This is a genomic window from Jidongwangia harbinensis, from assembly GCF_020216025.1.
Lineage (GTDB): Bacteria > Actinomycetota > Actinomycetes > Mycobacteriales > Micromonosporaceae > Actinoplanes > Actinoplanes harbinensis.
Genome location: NZ_JAIWNC010000012.1, coordinates 148128 through 167955, shown reverse-complemented (window position 1 = coordinate 167955; position 19828 = coordinate 148128). Strand labels below are relative to the sequence as shown.

At 74.6% G+C, this 19828-nt stretch carries 16 protein-coding genes; 15 read left to right on the top strand and 1 reads right to left on the bottom strand.

What is annotated here, in order from left to right; translation table 11 throughout:
* Positions 1 to 19: 19 nt before the first annotated feature.
* The gene (locus LDL48_RS18270) at positions 20 to 757 is read right to left on the bottom strand and encodes a hypothetical protein (protein ID WP_225256354.1); all 738 of its coding nucleotides are present in this window, start codon (positions 755 to 757) and stop codon (positions 20 to 22) included.
* A 70-nt stretch (positions 758 to 827) separates the two neighbouring features.
* On the opposite strand from LDL48_RS18270, the gene yidD reads away from it, so the two are divergent.
* The 15 genes from yidD to LDL48_RS18195 all read left to right on the top strand — a co-directional run bounded on the left by yidD (position 828) and on the right by LDL48_RS18195 (position 19825).
* Entirely contained in the window at positions 828 to 1175 is a 348-nt protein-coding gene (gene yidD, locus LDL48_RS18265; RefSeq protein WP_372472139.1) for a membrane protein insertion efficiency factor YidD, read from the top strand.
* A 72-nt stretch (positions 1176 to 1247) separates the two neighbouring features.
* Positions 1248 to 2399 (top strand): transporter substrate-binding domain-containing protein, encoded by a 1152-nt coding sequence (locus LDL48_RS18260; RefSeq protein ID WP_225256352.1) that lies wholly within the window; start codon positions 1248 to 1250, stop codon positions 2397 to 2399.
* Positions 2396 to 3418, top strand: coding sequence for a hypothetical protein (locus LDL48_RS18255; RefSeq protein ID WP_225256351.1), 1023 nt, complete (start codon positions 2396 to 2398; stop codon positions 3416 to 3418). The genes LDL48_RS18260 and LDL48_RS18255 overlap by 4 nt, the downstream gene beginning before the upstream one ends.
* 91 nt (positions 3419 to 3509) lie before the next feature.
* Positions 3510 to 4232, top strand: coding sequence for a PP2C family protein-serine/threonine phosphatase (locus LDL48_RS18250; RefSeq protein ID WP_225256350.1), 723 nt, complete (start codon positions 3510 to 3512; stop codon positions 4230 to 4232).
* A 213-nt stretch (positions 4233 to 4445) separates the two neighbouring features.
* Positions 4446 to 6806: a putative bifunctional diguanylate cyclase/phosphodiesterase gene (locus tag LDL48_RS18245; RefSeq protein WP_225256349.1), complete on the top strand. Its 2361-nt coding sequence runs from the start codon at positions 4446 to 4448 to the stop codon at positions 6804 to 6806.
* A gap of 682 nt (positions 6807 to 7488) precedes the next feature.
* Positions 7489 to 10251 carry an ATP-dependent helicase C-terminal domain-containing protein gene (locus LDL48_RS18240; RefSeq protein WP_225256449.1) on the top strand — a complete coding sequence of 921 codons (2763 nt, stop codon included), beginning with the start codon at positions 7489 to 7491 and terminating at the stop codon, positions 10249 to 10251.
* 43 nt (positions 10252 to 10294) lie between these two features.
* Positions 10295 to 10837 carry a 2-oxo-4-hydroxy-4-carboxy-5-ureidoimidazoline decarboxylase gene (uraD, locus tag LDL48_RS18235; RefSeq protein WP_225256348.1) on the top strand — a complete coding sequence of 181 codons (543 nt, stop codon included), beginning with the start codon at positions 10295 to 10297 and terminating at the stop codon, positions 10835 to 10837.
* The gene (gene uraH, locus LDL48_RS18230) at positions 10824 to 11177 is read left to right on the top strand and encodes a hydroxyisourate hydrolase (RefSeq protein WP_225256347.1); all 354 of its coding nucleotides are present in this window, start codon (positions 10824 to 10826) and stop codon (positions 11175 to 11177) included. The genes uraD and uraH overlap by 14 nt, the downstream gene beginning before the upstream one ends.
* Positions 11178 to 11180: 3 nt before the next feature.
* Entirely contained in the window at positions 11181 to 12041 is an 861-nt protein-coding gene (gene pucL, locus LDL48_RS18225) for a factor-independent urate hydroxylase (protein ID WP_225256346.1), read from the top strand.
* Positions 12038 to 13384, top strand: coding sequence for an 8-oxoguanine deaminase (locus LDL48_RS18220; RefSeq protein ID WP_225256345.1), 1347 nt, complete (start codon positions 12038 to 12040; stop codon positions 13382 to 13384). Before pucL ends, LDL48_RS18220 begins: the two co-directional genes overlap by 4 nt.
* Positions 13385 to 13450: 66 nt before the next feature.
* A complete protein-coding gene (aceB, locus tag LDL48_RS18215) occupies positions 13451 to 14998 on the top strand; it encodes a malate synthase A (RefSeq protein ID WP_225256344.1) in 1548 nt (515 codons plus the stop codon).
* Complete coding sequence (locus tag LDL48_RS18210; protein ID WP_225256343.1) at positions 14998 to 16143, top strand: DUF6986 family protein; 1146 nt, start codon at positions 14998 to 15000, stop codon at positions 16141 to 16143. Before aceB ends, LDL48_RS18210 begins: the two co-directional genes overlap by 1 nt.
* A gap of 120 nt (positions 16144 to 16263) precedes the next feature.
* Positions 16264 to 17574: an allantoinase AllB gene (gene allB / locus LDL48_RS18205; protein WP_225256342.1), complete on the top strand. Its 1311-nt coding sequence runs from the start codon at positions 16264 to 16266 to the stop codon at positions 17572 to 17574.
* Positions 17574 to 18590 carry an allantoicase gene (alc, locus tag LDL48_RS18200; protein ID WP_225256341.1) on the top strand — a complete coding sequence of 339 codons (1017 nt, stop codon included), beginning with the start codon at positions 17574 to 17576 and terminating at the stop codon, positions 18588 to 18590. Before allB ends, alc begins: the two co-directional genes overlap by 1 nt.
* 50 nt (positions 18591 to 18640) lie before the next feature.
* Positions 18641 to 19825 carry a phosphotransferase family protein gene (locus tag LDL48_RS18195; protein ID WP_225256340.1) on the top strand — a complete coding sequence of 395 codons (1185 nt, stop codon included), beginning with the start codon at positions 18641 to 18643 and terminating at the stop codon, positions 19823 to 19825.
* Positions 19826 to 19828: the final 3 nt, after the last annotated feature.

The window sequence follows — 19828 nt, the reverse complement described above, 5'->3', positions numbered from 1 at the left end:
TTGGGCCGGGCCGGCGCGGTCAGCGACGGGTGAACGCCCGGGCCACCTGGTCCGGGTCGGCATCCGCCGGACGGGCGCCACGCCACCGCTGGCCGATCCGGTACGCGAACGCCCGTACCCCGTGGATCGCCCCGGAAGGATGCAGGTCCGGGGTGGTGTTCCGGATCGGGTCGAACGCCAGCGCGGCGTCCGTCCCGGCGGGCAGCGGCGAGTCCAACGTGACCCGGCCGAACGGGCGGTCGTCCGCGGACAGCACGAGCCGCGCGCCGTCCCGCGCGGCCGCCGCCACCACCGACTCCAGCGTCCGGCCCCACGGAGCGCCGTCCGGATCCGGCTGGGCGGCGAGATAGACCTTGCGCCGGGACCCGGTGCGGTACGCCATGATCGAGCCGTACCAGGTGTCGAACGTGGGCCGGGGCACCGGAACGTGCCGCGACCACCGGCCCCGGCCGGCGGTCGACCACAGCAGGTCCCGCCGCTGCCCGGCGCCCGGGCCGTGCACGCGCAACGCCAGGCCGAGCACGTCCGCGCGGCCCGGGCGGGTGCCGGCGCCCTTGGACACCCGTACCGTCACCGGATGCCGGCCCGGCCGGTCGATCAACGCGGAGCCGGTCGGCTCACCGGCGCCCCAGACGTCCAGCAGCCCGCTGAACGAGCGGCCGTCGGGATGCAGGAAACGGCGGTGCCGGGACCGTGCCACCCGCACCCCCAGGGCGGTCGCGGCGGCGGTCGCGGCGAGGGCGACGACAGGTTTCACGACATCGGCGTACCCCTGATCCGGCGGCGGCAACCCGAAACCATGGCCGGCATGGGCCAGGATGGAGGTCGTGTGGGGGCGGAAGAAGAAAAAGCGCCGGAGCCGGTCGAAAGGCCGCTGGTACGACAACTGCGACTGCGACCTGCCGTGCTGCGACTTCGGGCTGCTGTCCACCGCGATGCTGCTGGTCGGCCGGCTCGGCCCGGCGGACCGGGCGGTGCTCGCGGCGATCCGCGGATACCGGCGCGGAATCTCGCCGCGTATCCCGGTGCGCTGCCGCTTCGAGCCGTCGTGCAGCACGTACGGGCTCGAGGCGGTGCAGCGCTACGGGGCCCGGCGTGGTCTGCGGCTCGCCGCGGCGCGGCTGCGGCGGTGCCGGCCGGGGGTGCCGTACGGGACGATCGACGGGGTTCCGTGACGCTGGTGTTCCACGGGTACAGCAGCGCGTGGGGTGCCGGGGACAAAGGGTTGGCGGAGAGGGGTGCGGCCCGTGGACGAGGCGAACGGTGGCCGGTCGCCGGCCGGGCCGATCCGGCGGATCTGGCCGGTGCGGCGCCGGGGCGCGGCCGACGACCTGCCGGCGCCCGCGGAGGTCGCCGCGCCCGAGGACATCGCGGTGCGCGACATCGCCGCCGCCGAGGCCGCGGACCGGCTTCCGGCCCCCGAGCCGGAGCCGTACCAGGAGGAGCCGCCGCCCCGGATGAACCTGGCCGCGGTCCGGCTGGGAGCGCTCGGGCTGGCGCTCGTACTCACCGTCGCGCTCACGCTGGCCCACCTGTTCGTCGGCGGCCCGCCGTCGGTCGCCCAGTTGCGCGCCGAGGCCGGCGTGGACGGGTGGGCGAAGCTCGCCATCGGGGTCAAGGACGACCAGCCCGGCGTCGGGTTCTGGAGTCCAGGAGCGAAATCCTGGTCGGGCTTCGACATCGACATCGCGTACATGATCGCGGAGGACCTCGGGTTCCGCCGGGCCGAGGTGCAGTTCTTCGCGATCGAGAGCGAGGACCGGGTCCGGATGCAGGCCACCGACTCCAACGGCAAGCGGGTGCCGGTGCAGATGGTGATCGCCAGCTACAGCATCACCCCGGATCGGGTGGCGCTACCGGGGGTGCGGTTCTCGGCGCCGTACCTCTACACCGAACAATCGGTCATCACGCTCAAGGGCGGCCGGCCCATCTCCTCCCTGGACGACCTCGACGGCCGCACGGTGTGCACGCTGTCCGCGTCCACGAGCGAGGCCGCGCCGGGGCGGGCCGGCGCCACGGTGCGCCGCAAGAACCGGATCAGCGACTGCATCGCGGCCCTGCGCAAGCGCGAGGTCGACGCGGTCTCCACCGACGCCGCGATCCTGGCGGGCTACAAGGCACAGCATGACGAGGAATTCGACCACTGGGACCTGGGCATCGACGACATCGAGGCGTGGGGCGTCAACACCGGCGAGAACGAGGCGCTGCGCGACCTGGTCGACCTGACGCTGTACCGGTCGCTCAAGGACCCGGCCGACGACCGCTGGGAGACGGCGTACCAGACACGTTTCGCGGCGCTCGAGACGAAGCAGCCGCGCGTCCCGATCGCCCAGGCCCAGCAACCGGACGTGCCGCGCCCCGACGTGCGGCAGCTGCCCTGGGAGAACGTCCTGCCGTGACCGACATCTACGTCAAGGGCGGCGGGATCCCGCCCCGGCGCCGGCGGGCCCAGCTGAACTGGCTGCTCACCGTGCTGCCCGCGTTCCCGCTGGCGCTGCTCGTCCTCCGGCTGTGGTACCTGAGCCGCCAGGACCTGCCGACGATGCTGCTGCTGGTGCAGTACGTGAACCCGCTCGGCATGATCAGCGCCCTGTTCATCACGCTGATCTGGACCGTACCGGCGGTCATCCTGGTGATGCGGGTGCTCGGCGGCATCCTGCTGGTCAGCACGCCCACCGAGGCGGGCCGTTCGCTGCTCGCGGTGACCGCGCTGCGGATGCCGGACTGGGTGGTGCTGGTCGCCGCGGTGCTGGCCGGGTTCACCTGGCAGCTGCGCCTGCTGCCGGTGCTGCTCATGCTCGTGGTGTCCATCATGGGCCTGACCGCGGTGCAACGGTTCCACGCCGAGCGCCTGCTGATGCTCTGGATCACCGTCGGCGTGCCGATTCTGGTGGGCGCGCTGGTCTGGTGGTTCATGTGGCCGGGCGTCCGGGACGCGCTGGCGGCCGGCGAGATCGGCACCGCGCTGCTGCTCGGCCTGCCGCCGCTGCTCGGCCCGCTGCTCACCGGGCCGGTGCCGCCGTGGGCCGCCCGTTTCGCCACGCACTGGCCGGCCGTGGGCGCGGCGCTGGTCGCCCCGATCGTGGTCGGCGTGGTGTTCCTGCGCGCGCCGGTGCTGCCGGACAGCGCGGTCGAGGTGGGCCCGCGGAACGGACCGGTGCAGGTGATCCGCGGGCAACTCATCGCGGTCGACGACACCTCCACCACCGTGCTGCGCCGCGGCGGCGAGGTCACGTTCGTACCCAACGACGAACTGCGCTCCAAGACGCTCTGCCCGCAGCCGGTCCGACCGCCGGACAGCGTCGTGACGGTCCGCGGATGGCCGGTCGAGGCGTCCGCACTGGAGTGGGTGGCACCCACCCGCCGGACCGCGGCCGTCGACCCGCGTTGCCTCGGCCGTCCCCGACAACCGGCCTGACGTGCACTGACAACGTTTTCACTGACGCCATCTGCGGCGCGCCGCATACCACGTGCAGACAGGGTGGACCGGACCTGGCAGGCTGCACGCCATGACCTTGCACCTGCGGTGGGCGGCTGTCACCGACCAAGGACACGTCCGGAGCACCAACCAGGACTGTTTCTACGCCGGTGAGCGACTTCTGGTGGTCGCGGACGGCATGGGCGGGATGGCCGCCGGTGACGTCGCCAGCCGCATCGCGGTCGACGCCATGGTGTCGCTGGACGTGGCGATCGACAACGAGCACCAGATGGACGCGCTGCACAAAGCGCTGGAAGTGGCGAACGGCCGGATCGCCGAGAAGGTCGCCGGAGAGCCCGCCCTGCAGGGCATGGGCACCACGCTGACCGCGGTGATCTTCTCCGGCGAGCGGGCGGCACTGGCCCACGTCGGCGACTCCCGGGCCTACCTTCTGCGCGACGGACGGCTCAACCAGCTCACCAAGGACGACACCTACGTCCAGATGCTCGTCGACCAGGGCCTGATCCGGCCCGAGGAGGCGGCCGGGCACCCGCGGCGCGCGGTGGTCACGCAGGCGCTGCAGGGCGAGCCGGTCTCCCCGTCGTACGTCATCGTGGAGCCCGAGCCCGGCGACCGCTGGCTGCTGTGCAGCGACGGCCTCACCACCGTGGTGCCGCCGGAGCACATCGAGGGCGAGATGCTCGCCCAGCCGGACCCGCAGACCTGCGCCGACCGGCTGCTCGACCTGGCGCTGCAGGGCGGCGGACCGGACAACATCACGGTGATCGTCGCGGACCTGCTGCCCGGCGACTGAGTCGCTCCGGCGCGCCACCCGTCCGGGCCACTTGCCGAAAGGGCAGGCTGCGGTACCTTACTCCGGTCGCGGACCGGCGAGCCGCGGCCCAGCTGCGATGTTCCGCACCGCGCTGGTGTTCCACTGGAGCGCTCCACTGGTACACCAGCGCCGGATACGGCCGTCCCCGCGGTCACGGACCCTCCAGCTGCCGACGACTCTCAGCGGGCGGTGATGACGACGGGACGGCAACTCACGGTGCGCCTGCCCGTGACGCTGGCGCTGGTCGCCGCCGTCATCGCGGTGGGCGAGACCGCCGTCCCGGCCGGCTCCGCCCAGCGGCTCTACATCGACACCGCCCAGTTCCTGGCGGGCGCGGCCGCGGCGGCCATCTGCCTGGCCACCGCACACCGCCACGGTACGGTCGGACGGCTGTGGCGGCGCTGCCTCGGGGCCGGTCTCACCGGGTGGGCGGTGCAGCGCCTCTGGTGGGTGGTGCAGGACGTCCTCGACCCCGACCGGTCCACCACGGCCACCAACGCCGACGTCGGGTTCCTGGTCCTGCCGTTCGGTGTGCTGCTGGCGCTGCTGGCCGGCGCCGCGGCGGCACCCCGTCCGGTGCCCACGTCCAGCCGGCGGGACCTCGTCGTGCTGGTCATCGACAGCGTGATGATCGCCGCGTCGCTGGTGGCGCTGGTCTGGTCCACCGTGCCGGGGCGGCTGTTCCAGCAGGCCGGGGACAGCCCGTACACGGTCGGCGTCGCGGCCGCGTACCCGCTCGCCGACCTCGTGCTCGTCACCATGGCCGTGTTGCTGCTGATCACCCGGCCGACGGTGCCCGGGGTCCGTACCGTGCTCCAGCTGATCATCGCCGCGCTGCTGGCCTTCGGCGTCTCCGACACCGTCCGGCTGCTCCAGGTGCCCGGCGAGGCGATGACGCCGGTGCAGTCCGCCGGCTTCGTACTCGGCGCCGCCCTGATGGGCCTCGCCGCCCTGCACCCGCCGCTGCCCGCCGGCGAACCGGTGAACCGGGGCGCCGACGCCGAGTGGATGCACCTGCTGCTGCCGTACGTGCCGGTGATCGCCACCGGTGTGGTGATCGCGGTACGCACCGGCACCGGCCGCCCGCTCAACTCGTACGAGGCGTACCTCGGGTGGCTCGGCCTGGGGCTGGTGGTGGCCCGGCAGATGTTCACCATCGTCGACAACACGGTCCTGCTCGCCCGGGTGTCCGAGGGGCAGCAGCGGCTGCGCCATCAGGCGTACCACGACCCGCTCACCGGGCTGGCGAACCGGGCGCTGTTCCACGAGCGGCTGGTCGGCGCGCTCGAGGCGCAACGCCGGGACGGCCGGCCGGTCGCCCTGCTCTTCGCCGACCTGGACGACTTCAAACTCATCAACGACAGCTTCGGGCACGCCATCGGGGACCGGCTGCTGCGCGCCATCGGCGAACGGTTGGTCGGCTGCGTACCTCCGGACGATCTGGTGGCCCGGCTCGGCGGCGACGAGTTCGCGGTGCTGCTGGAACACCATCCGGCCGAGGCCGAGCCGACCGGGCACCGGATGCTGGCCGCGCTGCGCCACCCGTTCGTCATCGACGGCCACACCGTCGGCGTCGGCGCCAGCATCGGCCTGGTGGTGCCCGAACCGTCCGACCGCACCCTCGACGCCGACACGCTGCTCCGGCGCGCCGACGCCGCGATGTACGCGAGCAAGCGGCACGGCAAGGGCACCCTGGCCCGGTACGCCGGCGGCGCCGACGGAGGCCCGCACGTCGATCTGCCGCACCTGCTCGCCCAGGCGCTGGCCGGCAGTCCCGCGGCCGCCGGGTTCGAGGTGTACTACCAGCCGATCGTGCGTTTCTCCGACGGTGCCACGGTGGCCGTCGAAGCCCTGGCCCGCTGGACCGATCCGGTGGTCGGCCCGGTCGACCCCGACGTGTTCGTCACGGTCGCCGAACGGACCGGACTGGTCGCCGCGATCGACGACTTCGTGCTGGACCGGGCGTGTGCCGACGCGGCGACGCTGGCCAACACGTACGGGCGGCCGATCGACGTGCACGTCAACGTGTCCGCGGCCCGGCTCGGCCAGGACGGCCTGGAGGACGCGGTTCTCCGGGCCGTCGAGCGGCACGCGGTACACCCGTCCCGGCTGGTCGTGGAGATCACCGAGACCCGCCGCATTCCCGACCTGCCCCGCGCGGCCACGGTGGCGGCGCGACTGCGCGCGTACGGGGTGCGGATCGCCCTGGACGACTTCGGCAGCGGTTACAACGCGCTGGCGCAGCTGCACTCGCTGCCGGTGGACATCGTCAAGCTCGACTCCACCCTCACCGACGTGGACATCGCGCCGGAACGGGCCGGCGTGCTGCTGCGGTCGGTGGTGGGGATCTGCGCGGACCTGAACGTGGCGGTGGTCGCCGAGGGCATCGAGACGCCCGGGCGGGGGCGGGCGCTGGCGAAGCTCGGGTGTCACTTCGGGCAGGGGTACCTGTTCGGCCAGCCGGTGCCCGTCCACCAGCTGGTGGGGACGAAACGGGGTGAGGTGCCGTGGGCGCCGGCGCCGCGTTCACACACCGAAGGCGCTCACACCTAGCCTCCTAGGATGGGCGGGGGTGTGTGCGGCGTTTCGCGCGGCGGGGGCGTGCTGGCCGCGAGCCGGCACTTCGACGCGGAGCCGTGACGCGGGGCGAGCCGGCGGCGTGGGGAGTTGTGGTGCGCTGGGTGCCCGAACTTCGCACGGCGGGTGGACGTTCGGGCGGCGTGTTGAACTGTGGTGCGCTGGGTGGCTGAACTTCGCACGGCGGTTGGGCGTTCGGGTGGCGTGGGGAGTTGTGGTGCGGTGGGTGGCTGAACTTCGCACGGCGGTTGGGCGTCCGGGCCGCGTGTTGAACTGTGGTGCGCTGGGTGCCCGAACTTCGCACGGCGGGTGTAGGCGTCCGAGCGGCGTGGGGAACTGTGGTGCGCTGCGCGCCTCGGCTCGACACGGGTGGTTGGCCGGCGCTGACTTCACGCGGTCAGGCGCGCCGATCTTGTGGACTTCGGGTCGCCATGTGGACCACAGCTGCGCAACATCGCCGCTCACCGCCAACAGCCTGATCACCCGGCCGCGAAGGACGACAGTGCGCGAAAGGATGTGGGACAGGGCGGGCGGCACGTGAGCGGGCGGTGCCTGGAGGCCGGCGGTGCCTGCGGGCGGACAGCGCGGGCGAGCGGTGCGGGCGCGAAAGGGGGTGGGCGGGTGCGCGTCGGCCGTGCGGGAGACTGGCCGGGTGTTGATCGCTGCGGACGCTCTGCCGGATCTGCCCGTGCGGGAGGTGCTGCCGGCCGTGGTCGGGGCCCTCGCCGACGCCGGGGTGGCGGTGCTGGTGGCGCCGCCGGGGACCGGGAAGACCACGCTGGTGCCGCCGGCTCTGGCGGGTGGGCCGCGGGCGCGGGTGGTGGTGGCCGAGCCGCGGCGGGTGGCCGCCCGGGCCGCCGCCCGGCGGATGGCTGACCTGGTGGGTGAGCCGGTCGGGGGCCGGATCGGGTACGCCGTCCGCGGTGACCGCCGGGTGTCCCGGGACACCGAGGTCGAGGTGGTGACCACCGGCGTGCTGGTACGCCGGTTGCAGCGGGACCCGGAGCTGGCGGGTACCGCGGTGGTGATCCTGGACGAGTGCCACGAGAGGCATCTCGACTCCGATCTGGCGCTGGCGTTCCTGATCGAGGTACGCGCCGCGCTCCGGCCCGATCTGCGGGTGCTCGCCACGTCGGCGACGGCCGAGTCGGAGCGTCTGGCGGATCTGCTCGGCGGGACGGAGCCGGCCCCGGTGGTGACCGCGTTCGCGCGGACGTACCCGGTGGAGGTGGTCTGGTCCCCGCCGCCGGCACCGGTGGCGCCGCCGCACGGGCTGCGGGTCGATCCGCGGCTGCTCGACCATGTCGCCGCGACCGTGCGGCGGGCGCTCGCGGACGGGGACGTGCTGGCGTTCCTGCCCGGGGCGGGGGAGATCGCGGCGGTGGCCGGGCGGCTGCACGGCGTCGACGCGGACGTGGTGTCGTTGCACGGGCGGCAGTCGGGCAGTGTGCAGGACGCGGCGCTGCGTCCCGGGCCGCGGCGGCGGGTGGTGCTGGCCACGGCGGTGGCGGAGAGCAGCCTGACCGTGCCGGGCGTGCGGGCCGTGGTGGACGCGGGGCTGAGCCGGGTGCCGCGGATGGATCACACCCGAGGGCTGGGGGCGCTGGTCACGGTGCCGGTGTCGCGGGCCGCGGCGGAGCAGCGCGCCGGTCGGGCCGGGCGGGAGGCGCCGGGGCGGGCGTACCGGTGCTGGTCGGCGGCGCAGCACGAGCGGCTGCCGGCGCGGCCGGAGCCGGAGATTGCGGCGGCGGATCTGACCGGGTTCGTGCTGGATCTCGCGCTGTGGGGGCATCCGGACGGGCGCGGGCTCAGCCTGCCGGACGCGCCGCCGGCCGGTGCGCTGCAGACCGCGCTCGGCACGCTGCGCGATCTGGGCGCGGTGGATTCCGGCGGGCGGGTGACGGCGCGCGGGCGGGCGCTCGCCGACGTCGGCCTGCATCCGCGCCTGGCCCGGGCACTGCTGGACGGCGCGGACGCGGTGGGTGCGCGGCGGGCGGCCGAGGTGGTGGCGCTGCTGGACGACACCCGGGCGGCCGGGGACGACCTGGTCGCGGTATGGCGGCGGGCCCGCAACGACCGCGACGGGGCATGGCGCGCAGAGGTACGACGGCTGACCGAGGCCCTGAACCGGGGCGGCGCGGACCGGGGTGGCGCGGATCGGGGTGGCGCGGACCGGGGTGGCGCGGATCGAGGTGGCGCGGACCGGGGCGGCGCGGACCGAGGTGGCGCGGACCGGGGCGGCGCGGACCGAGGTGGCGCGGATCGAGGTGGCGCGGATCGAGGTGGCGCGGATCGGGGTGGCGCGGACCGGGGTGGCGCGGATCGAGGTGGCGCGGACCGGGGTGGCGCGGACCGGGGTGGCGCGGATCGGGGTGGCGCGGATCGGGGTGGCGCGGATCGGGGTGGCGCGGATCGGGGTGAAGGCAGCGGCGACCGGGGTGGCTGGAGTGATGATCTGGCGGCGGGGCTGGTGGTGGGGCTCGCGTACCCGGAGCGGGTGGCGCGGGTGCGGGATCCGGGCGGGTCGGCGTACCTCATGGTGGGTGGGACCGCCGCGGAGCTGGCGCCGGGCAGCGGCCTGGCCGGGACGCCCTGGCTGGCCGTGGCGGACGCGGACCGCGCGGCCGGGGCACGCACCGCGCGGATCCGCAGTGCCGCGCCGCTGGACGAGGCGACCGCGCTCCAGGCCGCGGCGACGTTACGCACCGCCGGCAGCGAGATCGGCTGGGTGGACGGTGACGTGGTGGCGCGGTCGGTACGACGGCTGGGCTCGATCGTGCTGGCGGAACGGCGGCTCGACGACCCGGACCCGGCGTCGGTGCGGGCGGCGTTGCTGGACGGGTTGCGCCGGGACGGGTTGTCGTTGCTGAGCTGGAGCCGGGCGGCGACCGAGGTGCGGGAGCGGATGGCGTTCGCCCGGGCGGCGCTGGGCGAGCCGTGGCCGGCGGTGGACGACGACGCGCTGCTCGACGCGGCCGGTGACTGGCTGCCGTTGGACCGGGCGCGGCGGCGGGCCGACCTGGCGCGGATCGACGTGGTGTCGGCGCTGCGGCGGTTGCTGCCGTGGTCGGTGGCCGGGCGGCTGGACGAGGTGGCGCCGGAACGGCTGCCGGTGCCGAGCGGGTCGCGGGTGCGGGTGGACTACGCCGATCCGGCGGCGCCGGTGCTGGCGGTGAAGGTGCAGGAGGCGTTCGGGTGGCGGGCGGCGCCGCGGCTGGCCGACGGGCGGGTGCCGGTGCTGCTGCACCTGCTGTCGCCGGCCGGGCGGCCGGTGGCGGTGACCCGGGACCTGGCGTCGTTCTGGGCGGTCGGGTATCCGCAGGTGCGGGCGGAGTTGCGGGGGCGGTACCCGAAGCATCCGTGGCCGGAGGATCCGACCACGGCCGAGCCGACCCGGCGGACCAACCGGCGCGCCCGCTGACCGGAGAAATGTCCGGCGAAGGGGTGCGTGGCACGGCGACGGTTTGCTTGACTTGATCGGCGACGAGGGGGTGGGCGTGGATCAGGTGGAGGCGTTCAACTCGGCTCCCGCCGAACGGCTGCGCGCCGACCTGCACGCCTGCTGTGCGGCCGCGGGGTGGGGCGCCGCGATCGAGACGGGCCGGCCGTACCCGTCGCGTACCGCGATCGTGGCCGCGGCCGACGCGGCGTCGCGCGGGCTGAGCTGGGCCGAGGTGCTGGACGGGCTGTCCGCGCATCCCCGGATCGGGGAGCGGGCGACCGGCGGGTCGGCCGACGCGGCCTGGTCCCGGCGCGAGCAGTCGGCCGCGGCGAGCAGCGCCGACGAGACCACCGCGGCGGCGCTGGTGGCGGCGAACCGGGCGTACGAGCAACGGTTCGGGCATGTGTTCCTGATCTTCGCGAGCGGGCGGAGCAGTGCCGAGATCCTGGCCGCGGCGACCGAGCGGCTGGGCCACGACGAGGCCACCGAGCGGGCGGTGGTGGCCGACGAGCTCCGCAAGATCGCCCTGCTGCGGCTGGAGAGGTTGCTGGATGCCGGCGGTTGAGGGGACGGAAGCGGCGTTGATCTCGACGCACATCCTCGACACCGTGACCGGTGATCCGGCGCGCGAGGTGTACGTGCGGCTGGAACGGCACGACACCGGCGGCTGGCGGACCGTCGGCGAGGGACGCACCGACGACGACGGCCGGCTGCGGTTCCAGGTGCCGCTGCACGACTGGCAGGCCGGCGGCTACCGGCTGCTGTTCTACGTGGAGCCGTACCTCGGTGGCGGGGCCTTCTTCCCGGAGATCACGGTGGCCTTCCACGTGCATGATCCGGACCGGCACTACCACGTGCCGCTGCTGCTGAGCCGGTACGGCTACACCACCTACCGAGGGAGTTGACGCGTGGCGATCGTGCTGGGCCCGAACCGGTACGGCAAGGCGGAGGTGCGGCTGGTCCGGGTCACCCGGGACGGCGACACGCACCACCTGGCGGACCTGACCGTCGGCATCGCGCTCGCCGGTGACCTGGCCGCCACCCACCAGCGGGGCGACAACAGCGGGGTGCTGCCCACCGACACCATGAAGAACACGGTGTACGCGTTCGCCAAGGAGCACGGGGTGGCCGAGCCGGAGTCGTTCGCGCTGCGGCTGGCCCGGCACTTCGTCGCGGACCAGGCGCAGGTGCACACCGCCCGGGTGTCGGTGGAGGCGTACGGCTGGGACCGGCTGGGCCCGCACTCGTTCCAGCGGCAGGGCTCCTGGACCCGCACCTGCACGGTCACCCACGGCGGCGACGGCACCCAGGTGGTCACCGGGATCACCGGCCTGGTGCTGCTGAACACGACCGCGAGCGAATTCCACGGGTACGTGACGGACCGATACACCACGCTGCCAGAGACCACCGACCGCATCCTGGCGACCGCGGTGGACGCCCGCTGGCGGCACCTGACCGACGCCGCACCGTGGGACGATTCGTTCCGCGGTGCCCGGGACGCGCTGGTGGCCGGGTTCGTCGACACGTACAGCTATTCGCTGCAGCAGACCCTGTACGCCATGGGCACCCGGCTGCTGACCGACCGGCCGGAGATCGCCGAGGTGCGGCTGACCCTGCCGAACAAGCACCACTACCCGGTCGACCTGGCACCGTTCGGGCAGGACAACGCCGGCGAGGTGTTCCTGGCCGGCGACCGGCCGTACGGGCTGATCGAGGGCACCGTGACCCGCGACGACGCGCCGCCGGCCAGTGCGGAGTGGTACCTGTGATCCTGATCGAGAACGTCACGGTGGCCACCATGGACGCGGCCGGCACCGAGTACGCCGACGGCCACGTGGTGATCGGCGACGACGGGCGGATCGTCGCGGTCGGCTCCGGGCACGCCGGCCGGTACCGCGGGTCGCTGCGCCAGGTCGACGGCACCGGCTGCCTGCTCACCCCCGGCCTGGTGAACACCCACCACCACCTCTACCAGTGGGCCACCCGGGGGCTGGCGCTGGACGAGACGCTGTTCGGCTGGCTCACCACGCTGTACCCGGTGTGGGGCCGGCTGGACGCCGAGGTGGTGGGCGCCGCGGCCGGCGCCGGACTCGGCTGGCTGGCGCTGTCCGGCTGCACCACCAGCATGGACCACCACTACGTGTTCCCCCGCGACGGTGGCGACGTGCTGGCCGCCGAGATCGAGGCGGCCGGGCGGATCGGGCTGCGGTTCCACCCCACCCGCGGCTCGATGGACCTGGGCCGCTCCGACGGTGGCCTGCCGCCGGACCACGTGGTGGAGGACACCGACGCGGCGCTGGCCGCGACGGAGGCGGCGATCGACCGCTGGCACGACCCGTCGCCGGACTCGATGCTGCGGATCGCGGTGGCGCCGTGCTCGCCGTTCTCGGTGACGTCCCGGCTGATGAGCGAGGCCGCGACGCTGGCGCGCCGCCGGGGCGTGCGGCTGCACACCCACCTCGCCGAGACCGACGACGAGGAGGACTTCTGCCGGTCCCGGTTCGGCTGCACCCCGGTGGAGTACGCGGAGAGCCTCGGCTGGCTCGGCGACGACGTGTGGCTGGCCCACGGCGTGCACCTGGGCGACGACGCGATCGCCCGGCTCGGCGCCACCGGCACCGGCGTGGCGCACTGTCCCAGCTCCAACGCCCGGCTCGGGGCCGGCCTGGCACGGGTCCGGGAACTGCTGGACGCGGGGGTGCCGGTGGGACTCGGCGTGGACGGCGCCGCCTCCCAGGAGGTGTCGCACCTGGGCGCGGAGCTGCGGCAGGCGCTGTACACGGCCCGGCTGCGCGGCGGCCCGACGGCGATGACCGCCCGGGAGGCGCTCCGGCTCGGCACCGTCGGCGGCGCCCGCTGCCTGGGACGGGACGCCGACCTCGGCTCGCTGGAGGTGGGCAAGCTGGGCGACGTGGTGCTGTGGCGGCTGGACGGCCTGGGCCACGACGGCATCGACGACAAGGTGGCGGCGCTGGTGTTCGGCCCGCCGGCCCCGGTGGAGCTGGCGCTGGTCGGCGGCCGGCCGGTGGTGGAACGCGGCGAGCTGGTGCACGCCGACAGCGAGACGCTCGCCCGGGAGGCCCGGCGCGCGCACCGCCGCCTGCTGCGCTGACGCCCCTGCCGGAGTCCGTCCCGACCGTTACGGTGAGGGCATGCCGTGCGAGGGGAGCCGTTGGCCGTGACCGAGATCCTGTCCGAGGAGGCCGTGTCGTTCGTCGCCGATCTGAACCGGCGGTTCCGCCCTCGCCGCGACGAGCTGCTCGCCGCCCGCGCCGAGCGCCGGGCCCACATCGCGAACGGCGGCCGCCTCGACTTCCGGCCCGAGACGGCCGAGATCCGGGCCGGCGACTGGACCGTCCCGGCCGCCCCGGCCGACCTCACCGACCGGCGGGTGGAGATCACCGGCCCGACCGAGCGCAAGATGACGATCAACGCGCTCAACTCCGGTGCCAAGGTGTGGCTGGCCGACCTGGAGGACGCCAACACCCCGCACTGGGCCAACGTGGTCGACGGCCAGCAGAACCTGTACGACGCGGTCCGCCGCACCGTCACGCTGCAGACACCGCAGAAGACGTACGAGCTGAACGGCGGCCCGTACCCGACGATCGTGATGCGTCCCCGCGGCTGGCACCTGGACGAGCGGCACCTGCCGGTGGACGGCAGCCCCGCGGTGGGCGCGCTGGTCGACTTCGGGCTGTACTTCTTCCACAACGCCCGGGAACTGCTGGAGCGCGGCAGCGGCCCGTACCTCTACCTGCCGAAAATGGAGTCGCACCACGAGGCCGCACTGTGGAACGACGTGTTCACCCACGCGCAGCAGGCGCTCGGCATCCCGGTCGGCACCATCCGCGCGACCGTGCTGATCGAGACCATCCCGGCCGCGTTCGAGATGGACGAGATCCTGTACGCGCTGCGCCCGCACGTCTCCGGGCTGAACGCCGGCCGGTGGGACTACCTGTTCAGCATCATCAAGTACTTCCGCGACAACCCGGCCATGGTGCTGCCGGACCGGGCGTCGGTGACCATGACCGCGCCGTTCATGCGCGCGTACACCGAACTGCTGGTCTCCACCTGTCACCGGCGCGGCGCGTTCGCCATGGGCGGCATGGCCGCCTTCATCCCCAGCCGCCGCGACCCGCAGGTCAACGAGGTGGCCCTGGGCAAGGTCCGGGAGGACAAGGAACGCGAGGCCGCCGACGGCTTCGACGGCTCCTGGGTGGCGCACCCCGACCTGGTGCCGGTGTGCCGGGAGATCTTCGACCGGGTGCTCGGCGACCGGCCGAACCAGCTCGACCGGCGCCGCGACGACGTCTCGGTGGACGCCGCCCGGCTGCTCGACGTGGCGGCGACCGGCGGCGCGGTGACCGCGGCCGGGCTGCGCTCGAACGTGTCGGTGGCCCTGCAGTATCTGGAGGCGTGGCTGCGCGGCAACGGTGCGGTGGCGATCAACAACCTGATGGAGGACGCGGCCACCGCGGAGATCTCCCGGTCCCAGGTGTGGCAGTGGATCCACAACGGGGTACGCCTGGACGACGGCACCGAGGTCACCGCGGACCTGGTGACCCGCATCGAGGACGAGGAACTCGCCGCGATCCGGGCGGCGATCGGTGACGAGGCGTGGGCGGGCAGCCGGTTCGACGACGCCCGCAAACTGTTCGAGCGGGTGGCGCTCGTGGACGACTTCGCGGAGTTCCTCACCACCGCCGCCTACGACTCGATCAATTGATGCGGCTCCACGAGACCGACTACGCGGACCTGGACGCCCGGCTCGCCGACCACGACGCGTTCCTGGCCCGCCGCTATCCGGGGGAGCGGCCCGGCCGGCAGCCGGTGCACACCGTCTACGTGCCGGCCGACCGGGTCACCCCCGACCTGCTGGACGTGTGGCGCGCGGACGCGCTGGCCGCGATGGACCGGCAGCCGTTCCCGTTCGACGGCGCCGACCGGGTGCGCGCGAAACTGCGCCGGGAGCCGATCGAGGATCTGCGGATCGACCTGGAGGACGGGTACGGCGTCCGGGACGACGCCACCGAGGACGCCGCGGTGAAGGCCGCCGCCGCCGCGCTCCACGAGGGCGTCCGGCCGCCGTTCGTGGGGCTGCGGATCAAGTCGCTGGAACCGTCCACCCGGCGGCGGGCGCTGCGTACCCTCGACCTGTTCCTCAGCTGCTACGCCGACGAGTTCACCGTCACGCTGCCCAAGGTGAGCGGCCCGGACCAGGTCGCCGCGATGGTCACGCTCTGCGAGAAACTCGAGCGGGGGTACGGCCTGAGCGCCGGCACCCTGCGCTTCGAGATCCAGGTGGAGCTGCCCAGCGCCGTGCTCGCCGCGGACGGCACGGCCACGGTCGCCACGCTGATCACCGCGGCCGGCGGGCGCTGCACCGGCCTGCACTTCGGCACGTACGACTACACCGCGGCGGCCGGGGTGGCGGCCGCGTACCAGGCCATGGACCATCCGGCGGCCGACCACGCGAAGGCGGTGATGCAGGCCGCGGCGGCGCAGACCGGTGTGCGGCTCAGCGACGGCTCCACGAACATCCTGCCGGTCGGCACGGACACCGAGGTGCTGGACGCGTGGCGGCTGCACCACCGGCTGGTCCGCCGGCACCTGGAACGCGGCTTCTACCAGGGCTGGGACCTGCACCCGGCGCAGCTGCCCACCCGGTACGCGGCGACGTACGGGTTCTTCGCCGACGGCCGGGACGCCGCGGTCACCCGGCTGCGGCGCTACCTGGACCGGCGGTCCGGCGGGATCGCGGACGAGCCGGCCACCGCCCGCGCGCTGGCCGGCTACCTGCTGCGCGGCCTGGACTGCGGCGCCCTGGACGACGTGGGCTTCCCCCGCGAGGACCTGCTGGCGCTGGCGTGACGGTGGTGTGCCAGTGGAGCGCTCCACTGGTACACCACGGCTGTTCTCCGGCCGCCATGACGACCGTGGTGTTCCACTGACGAAACCTGCCGGAACCCCGCCGGGGACTAGGCTCGGCGCATGGCCGACCTCGTCCTGCGGTCCCGCCGGGTCATCGCCCTCGACGGCGAACGCCCGGCCGCGGTCGCCGTCACCGACGGCCGGATCGTCGCCGTCGAGTCCTACGGCGCGCCGATCGACGCGGCCGAAGACGTCGACCTGGGCGAGCTCGCGCTGCTGCCCGGCCTGGTCGACACGCACGTGCACGTCAACGAGCCGGGCCGCACCGAGTGGGAGGGGTTCGCCACCGCCACCCGGGCCGCAGCGGCGGGCGGCGTCACCACCATCGTGGACATGCCGCTGAACAGCCTGCCGCCCACGGTCGACACCGAGGCGCTGCGGATCAAGCAGGCGGCGGCGGCCGGGCAGTGCCACGTCGACGTCGGCTTCTGGGGCGGCGTGATCCCGGGCAACGCGGGCGCGCTGCCGGGGCTGCACGACGCCGGCGTGTTCGGGTTCAAGGCGTTCCTGGCCGACTCCGGGGTGCCCGAGTTCCCGCCGGTGGATCCGGATCAGCTCGCCGACGCGCTGGCCGCGGTGGACGCGCTGTTCGTGGTGCACGCCGAGGACCCGTACCACCTGCATCAGGCCGCCTCGTCCCGCGCGTACCCGGACTTTCTCGCCTCCCGCCCGCCGGACGCCGAGCAGGCCGCGGTCGCGACCGCGATCGACGCGGCCCGCACCGCGGGCGCCCGGGTGCACATCCTGCACCTGTCGTCGGCCGCCGCGCTGCCGGTGCTGGCCGCGGCCCGGGCCCAGGGGGTACGGGTCACCGCCGAGACCTGCCCGCACTATCTGACCCTGGACGCCGCGCGGATCCCGGCCGGCGCCACCGAGTTCAAGTGCTGTCCGCCGATCCGGGACGCCGCGAACGCGGACCGGCTCTGGGCGGCGCTGGCCGACGGGCTGATCACCTGCGTGGTCAGCGACCACTCACCGTGCACGCCGGAGCTGAAGCGGCGCGACACCGGTGACTTCGCGGCCGCCTGGGGCGGCATCGCCTCGGTGCAGCTGGGCCTGCCGGTGATCTGGACCGAGGCCCGGCGGCGCGGTCACGGCCTGGCCGACGTGGTGCGCTGGATGGCCCGCCGCCCGGCCGACCTGGTCGGGCTCGCGGGCAAGGGCCGGCTCGCGGTGGGGGCCGACGCCGACCTGGTGGCGTTCGACCCGGACGGCACGTTCACGGTCGACCCGCACCGGCTGCACCACCGCAATCCGGTCACCCCGTACGCCGGGGCGCGGCTGAGCGGCGTGGTGCACACGACGTGGCTGCGCGGCCGGCCGGTGACCGGCGCCGACCCGCGCGGGCGGCTGCTCGTCCGGGAGGCGTGATGGACGAGTTCACCCTGCTGCCGGACCTGGCGTCGCGGGCGCTCGGCGGCGGCGTGGTCCATGCCGACGACGAGTTCTTCGCGGCCGCCGACCATCTGGTGGAGCCGGCCGCGCCGACGTTCACGCCGCAGACCTTCGGGCACAAGGGCCAGGTGTACGACGGGTGGGAGACCCGCCGCCGCCGGCAACCCGGGCACGACACCGCGATCGTCCGGCTCGGCGCGCCCGGGGTGGTGCGCGGCGTGGACATCGACACCGCGTTCTTCACCGGCAACTACCCGCCGTACGCCGCGGTGGACGGCTGCGCCCTGGACGGGTACCCGGACGCGGCCCGCCTCCGGGACGCGGACTGGGTGCCGCTGGTGCCCCGCTCGCCGCTGGCCGGGGACAGCCGCAACCTGTTCGGCGTCGACGTGCCGCGCCGGTTCACCCACGTCCGGCTCACCATCTTCCCGGACGGCGGCGTGGCCCGGTTGCGGGTGCACGGCGACGTGCTGCCCGACCCGGCGCTGCTTCCGCCGGTCTTCGACGTGGCCGCGCTGGAACACGGCGCCCGGATCGCCGGCTGCAGCAACATGTTCTACGGCCACCCGCAACGCATGCTGATGCCCGGCCTGGCCCGGTCCATGGGCGACGGCTGGGAGACCGCCCGCCGCCGCGACGACGGCAACGACTGGGTGCTGGTGCGGCTGGCCGTGCCGGCCGTGATCGGGTTCGCCGACCTGGACACCAGCCACTTCAAGGGCAACGCGCCGGGGCGGGCGTCGCTGCGCGGGGTGGACGAGCGCGACGGCGGGCTGGACGATCCGCGGCGCTGGTTCGATCTGCTGCCGGAGACGCCGCTGGTGCCGGACACCCGGCACCGGTTCCCGCTGCCGGCCGCGCCGGCCGCCACCCACGTGCGGCTGGACATCTTCCCGGACGGCGGCATGGCCCGCCTGCGCCTGCTCGGTCACCCCGACGACGCGGGTGCGGCGGCCTGGCGCGAGCAGTTCACCGCGTACTCCGGCGGCTGATCCCGCCCGCGGTCCACCGGGCCCGCGCCGGACACGTTACGGTCTGCGGCGTGGGTCGCATCGTGACAATGGTTCTGGTCGACGACACCGGCGTGCTGCTGGGTGCCCTGCCACCGCTGGAGGTGGAGGTGCCCTGGTGGCAGGAGATCGGTGACGTGGTCGCGGCGGTCCGCGCCCGGGACGGCCTGGACGTGCAGGTGCTGCGGGTGCTCGACGGCGTCGGGGAGCTGCGGCCCGCGGCCGGCGGCCGGGTCACCTATCTGGCGCAGACCGGCGGCAACCCGGGCGTCGGCCTGGAACCCGCCGACGTGGACCTCTCTCCGCAGCCGCTGCGGGCGGCGTACGCGAAGCCCGGCGGGCCGGCCGCGTCGATCGGCTGGGCGGTCTCCGCGCTGGCCGCCCTCGGGGTGCCCGGCGCCACCGCGACCCAGCACCGCACCTGGAACCTGTCGGCGATCTGGCGGCTCGACGCGGGCGGCGCGCCGGTCGCCTGGATCAAGCAGGTGCCGGCGTTCTTCGGGCACGAACCGGCCGCGCTGGGCCTGGTCGCCGGCGCCGCGCCCGGCCTGGTGCCGCCGCTGCTGGCGGCCGGCGACGAGGGCCGGATGCTGCTCGCCCACGTGCCCGGCGCGGACGGCTACGGCGCCGGCGCCGACGTGTGCACCCGGATCGCCCAGCTCTTCCATCCGGTGCAGGTGCACTTCGCCGACCGGATCGCCGACCTGTTCGCGGCTGGGGTGCCGGACGCGCGACTGCGCGCGGAGCCGTTCGCCCGGGTCGCCGAGCCGTACCTGGACGACATCGACGGACTGCGGGAGCTGATCGCCGACCTGCCCCGGCGGCTCGACGCGGTGGCCGCGTGCGGGCTGCCCGACACGCTGGTGCACGGCGACCTGCACCCCGGCAACGCCCGGCTGGACGGCGCCGGCGTGGTGCTCATGGACTGGGGCGACTGCACGGTCGGGCACCCGGCGCACGACATCCTCCGGGTGACCGGCGAGCTCGCCGACGCCGAGGCGCGCACCCTGGTCGCGGAGTGGGCGTCCTGGTGGCGCGCCGCCGTGCCGGGCAGCGACCCGGAGCGCGCGGTCGAGCTGATGCGGCCGGTCGCCGCGCTGCGCAGCGCCCAGGTGTACGCGGACTTCCTGGCCGCCATCGAACCCGCCGAGCACACCTACCACGCCGCCGACGTGCCGGAGCGACTGAGCGCCGCGGTCGCCGCGGCCCTACCGTAAGCC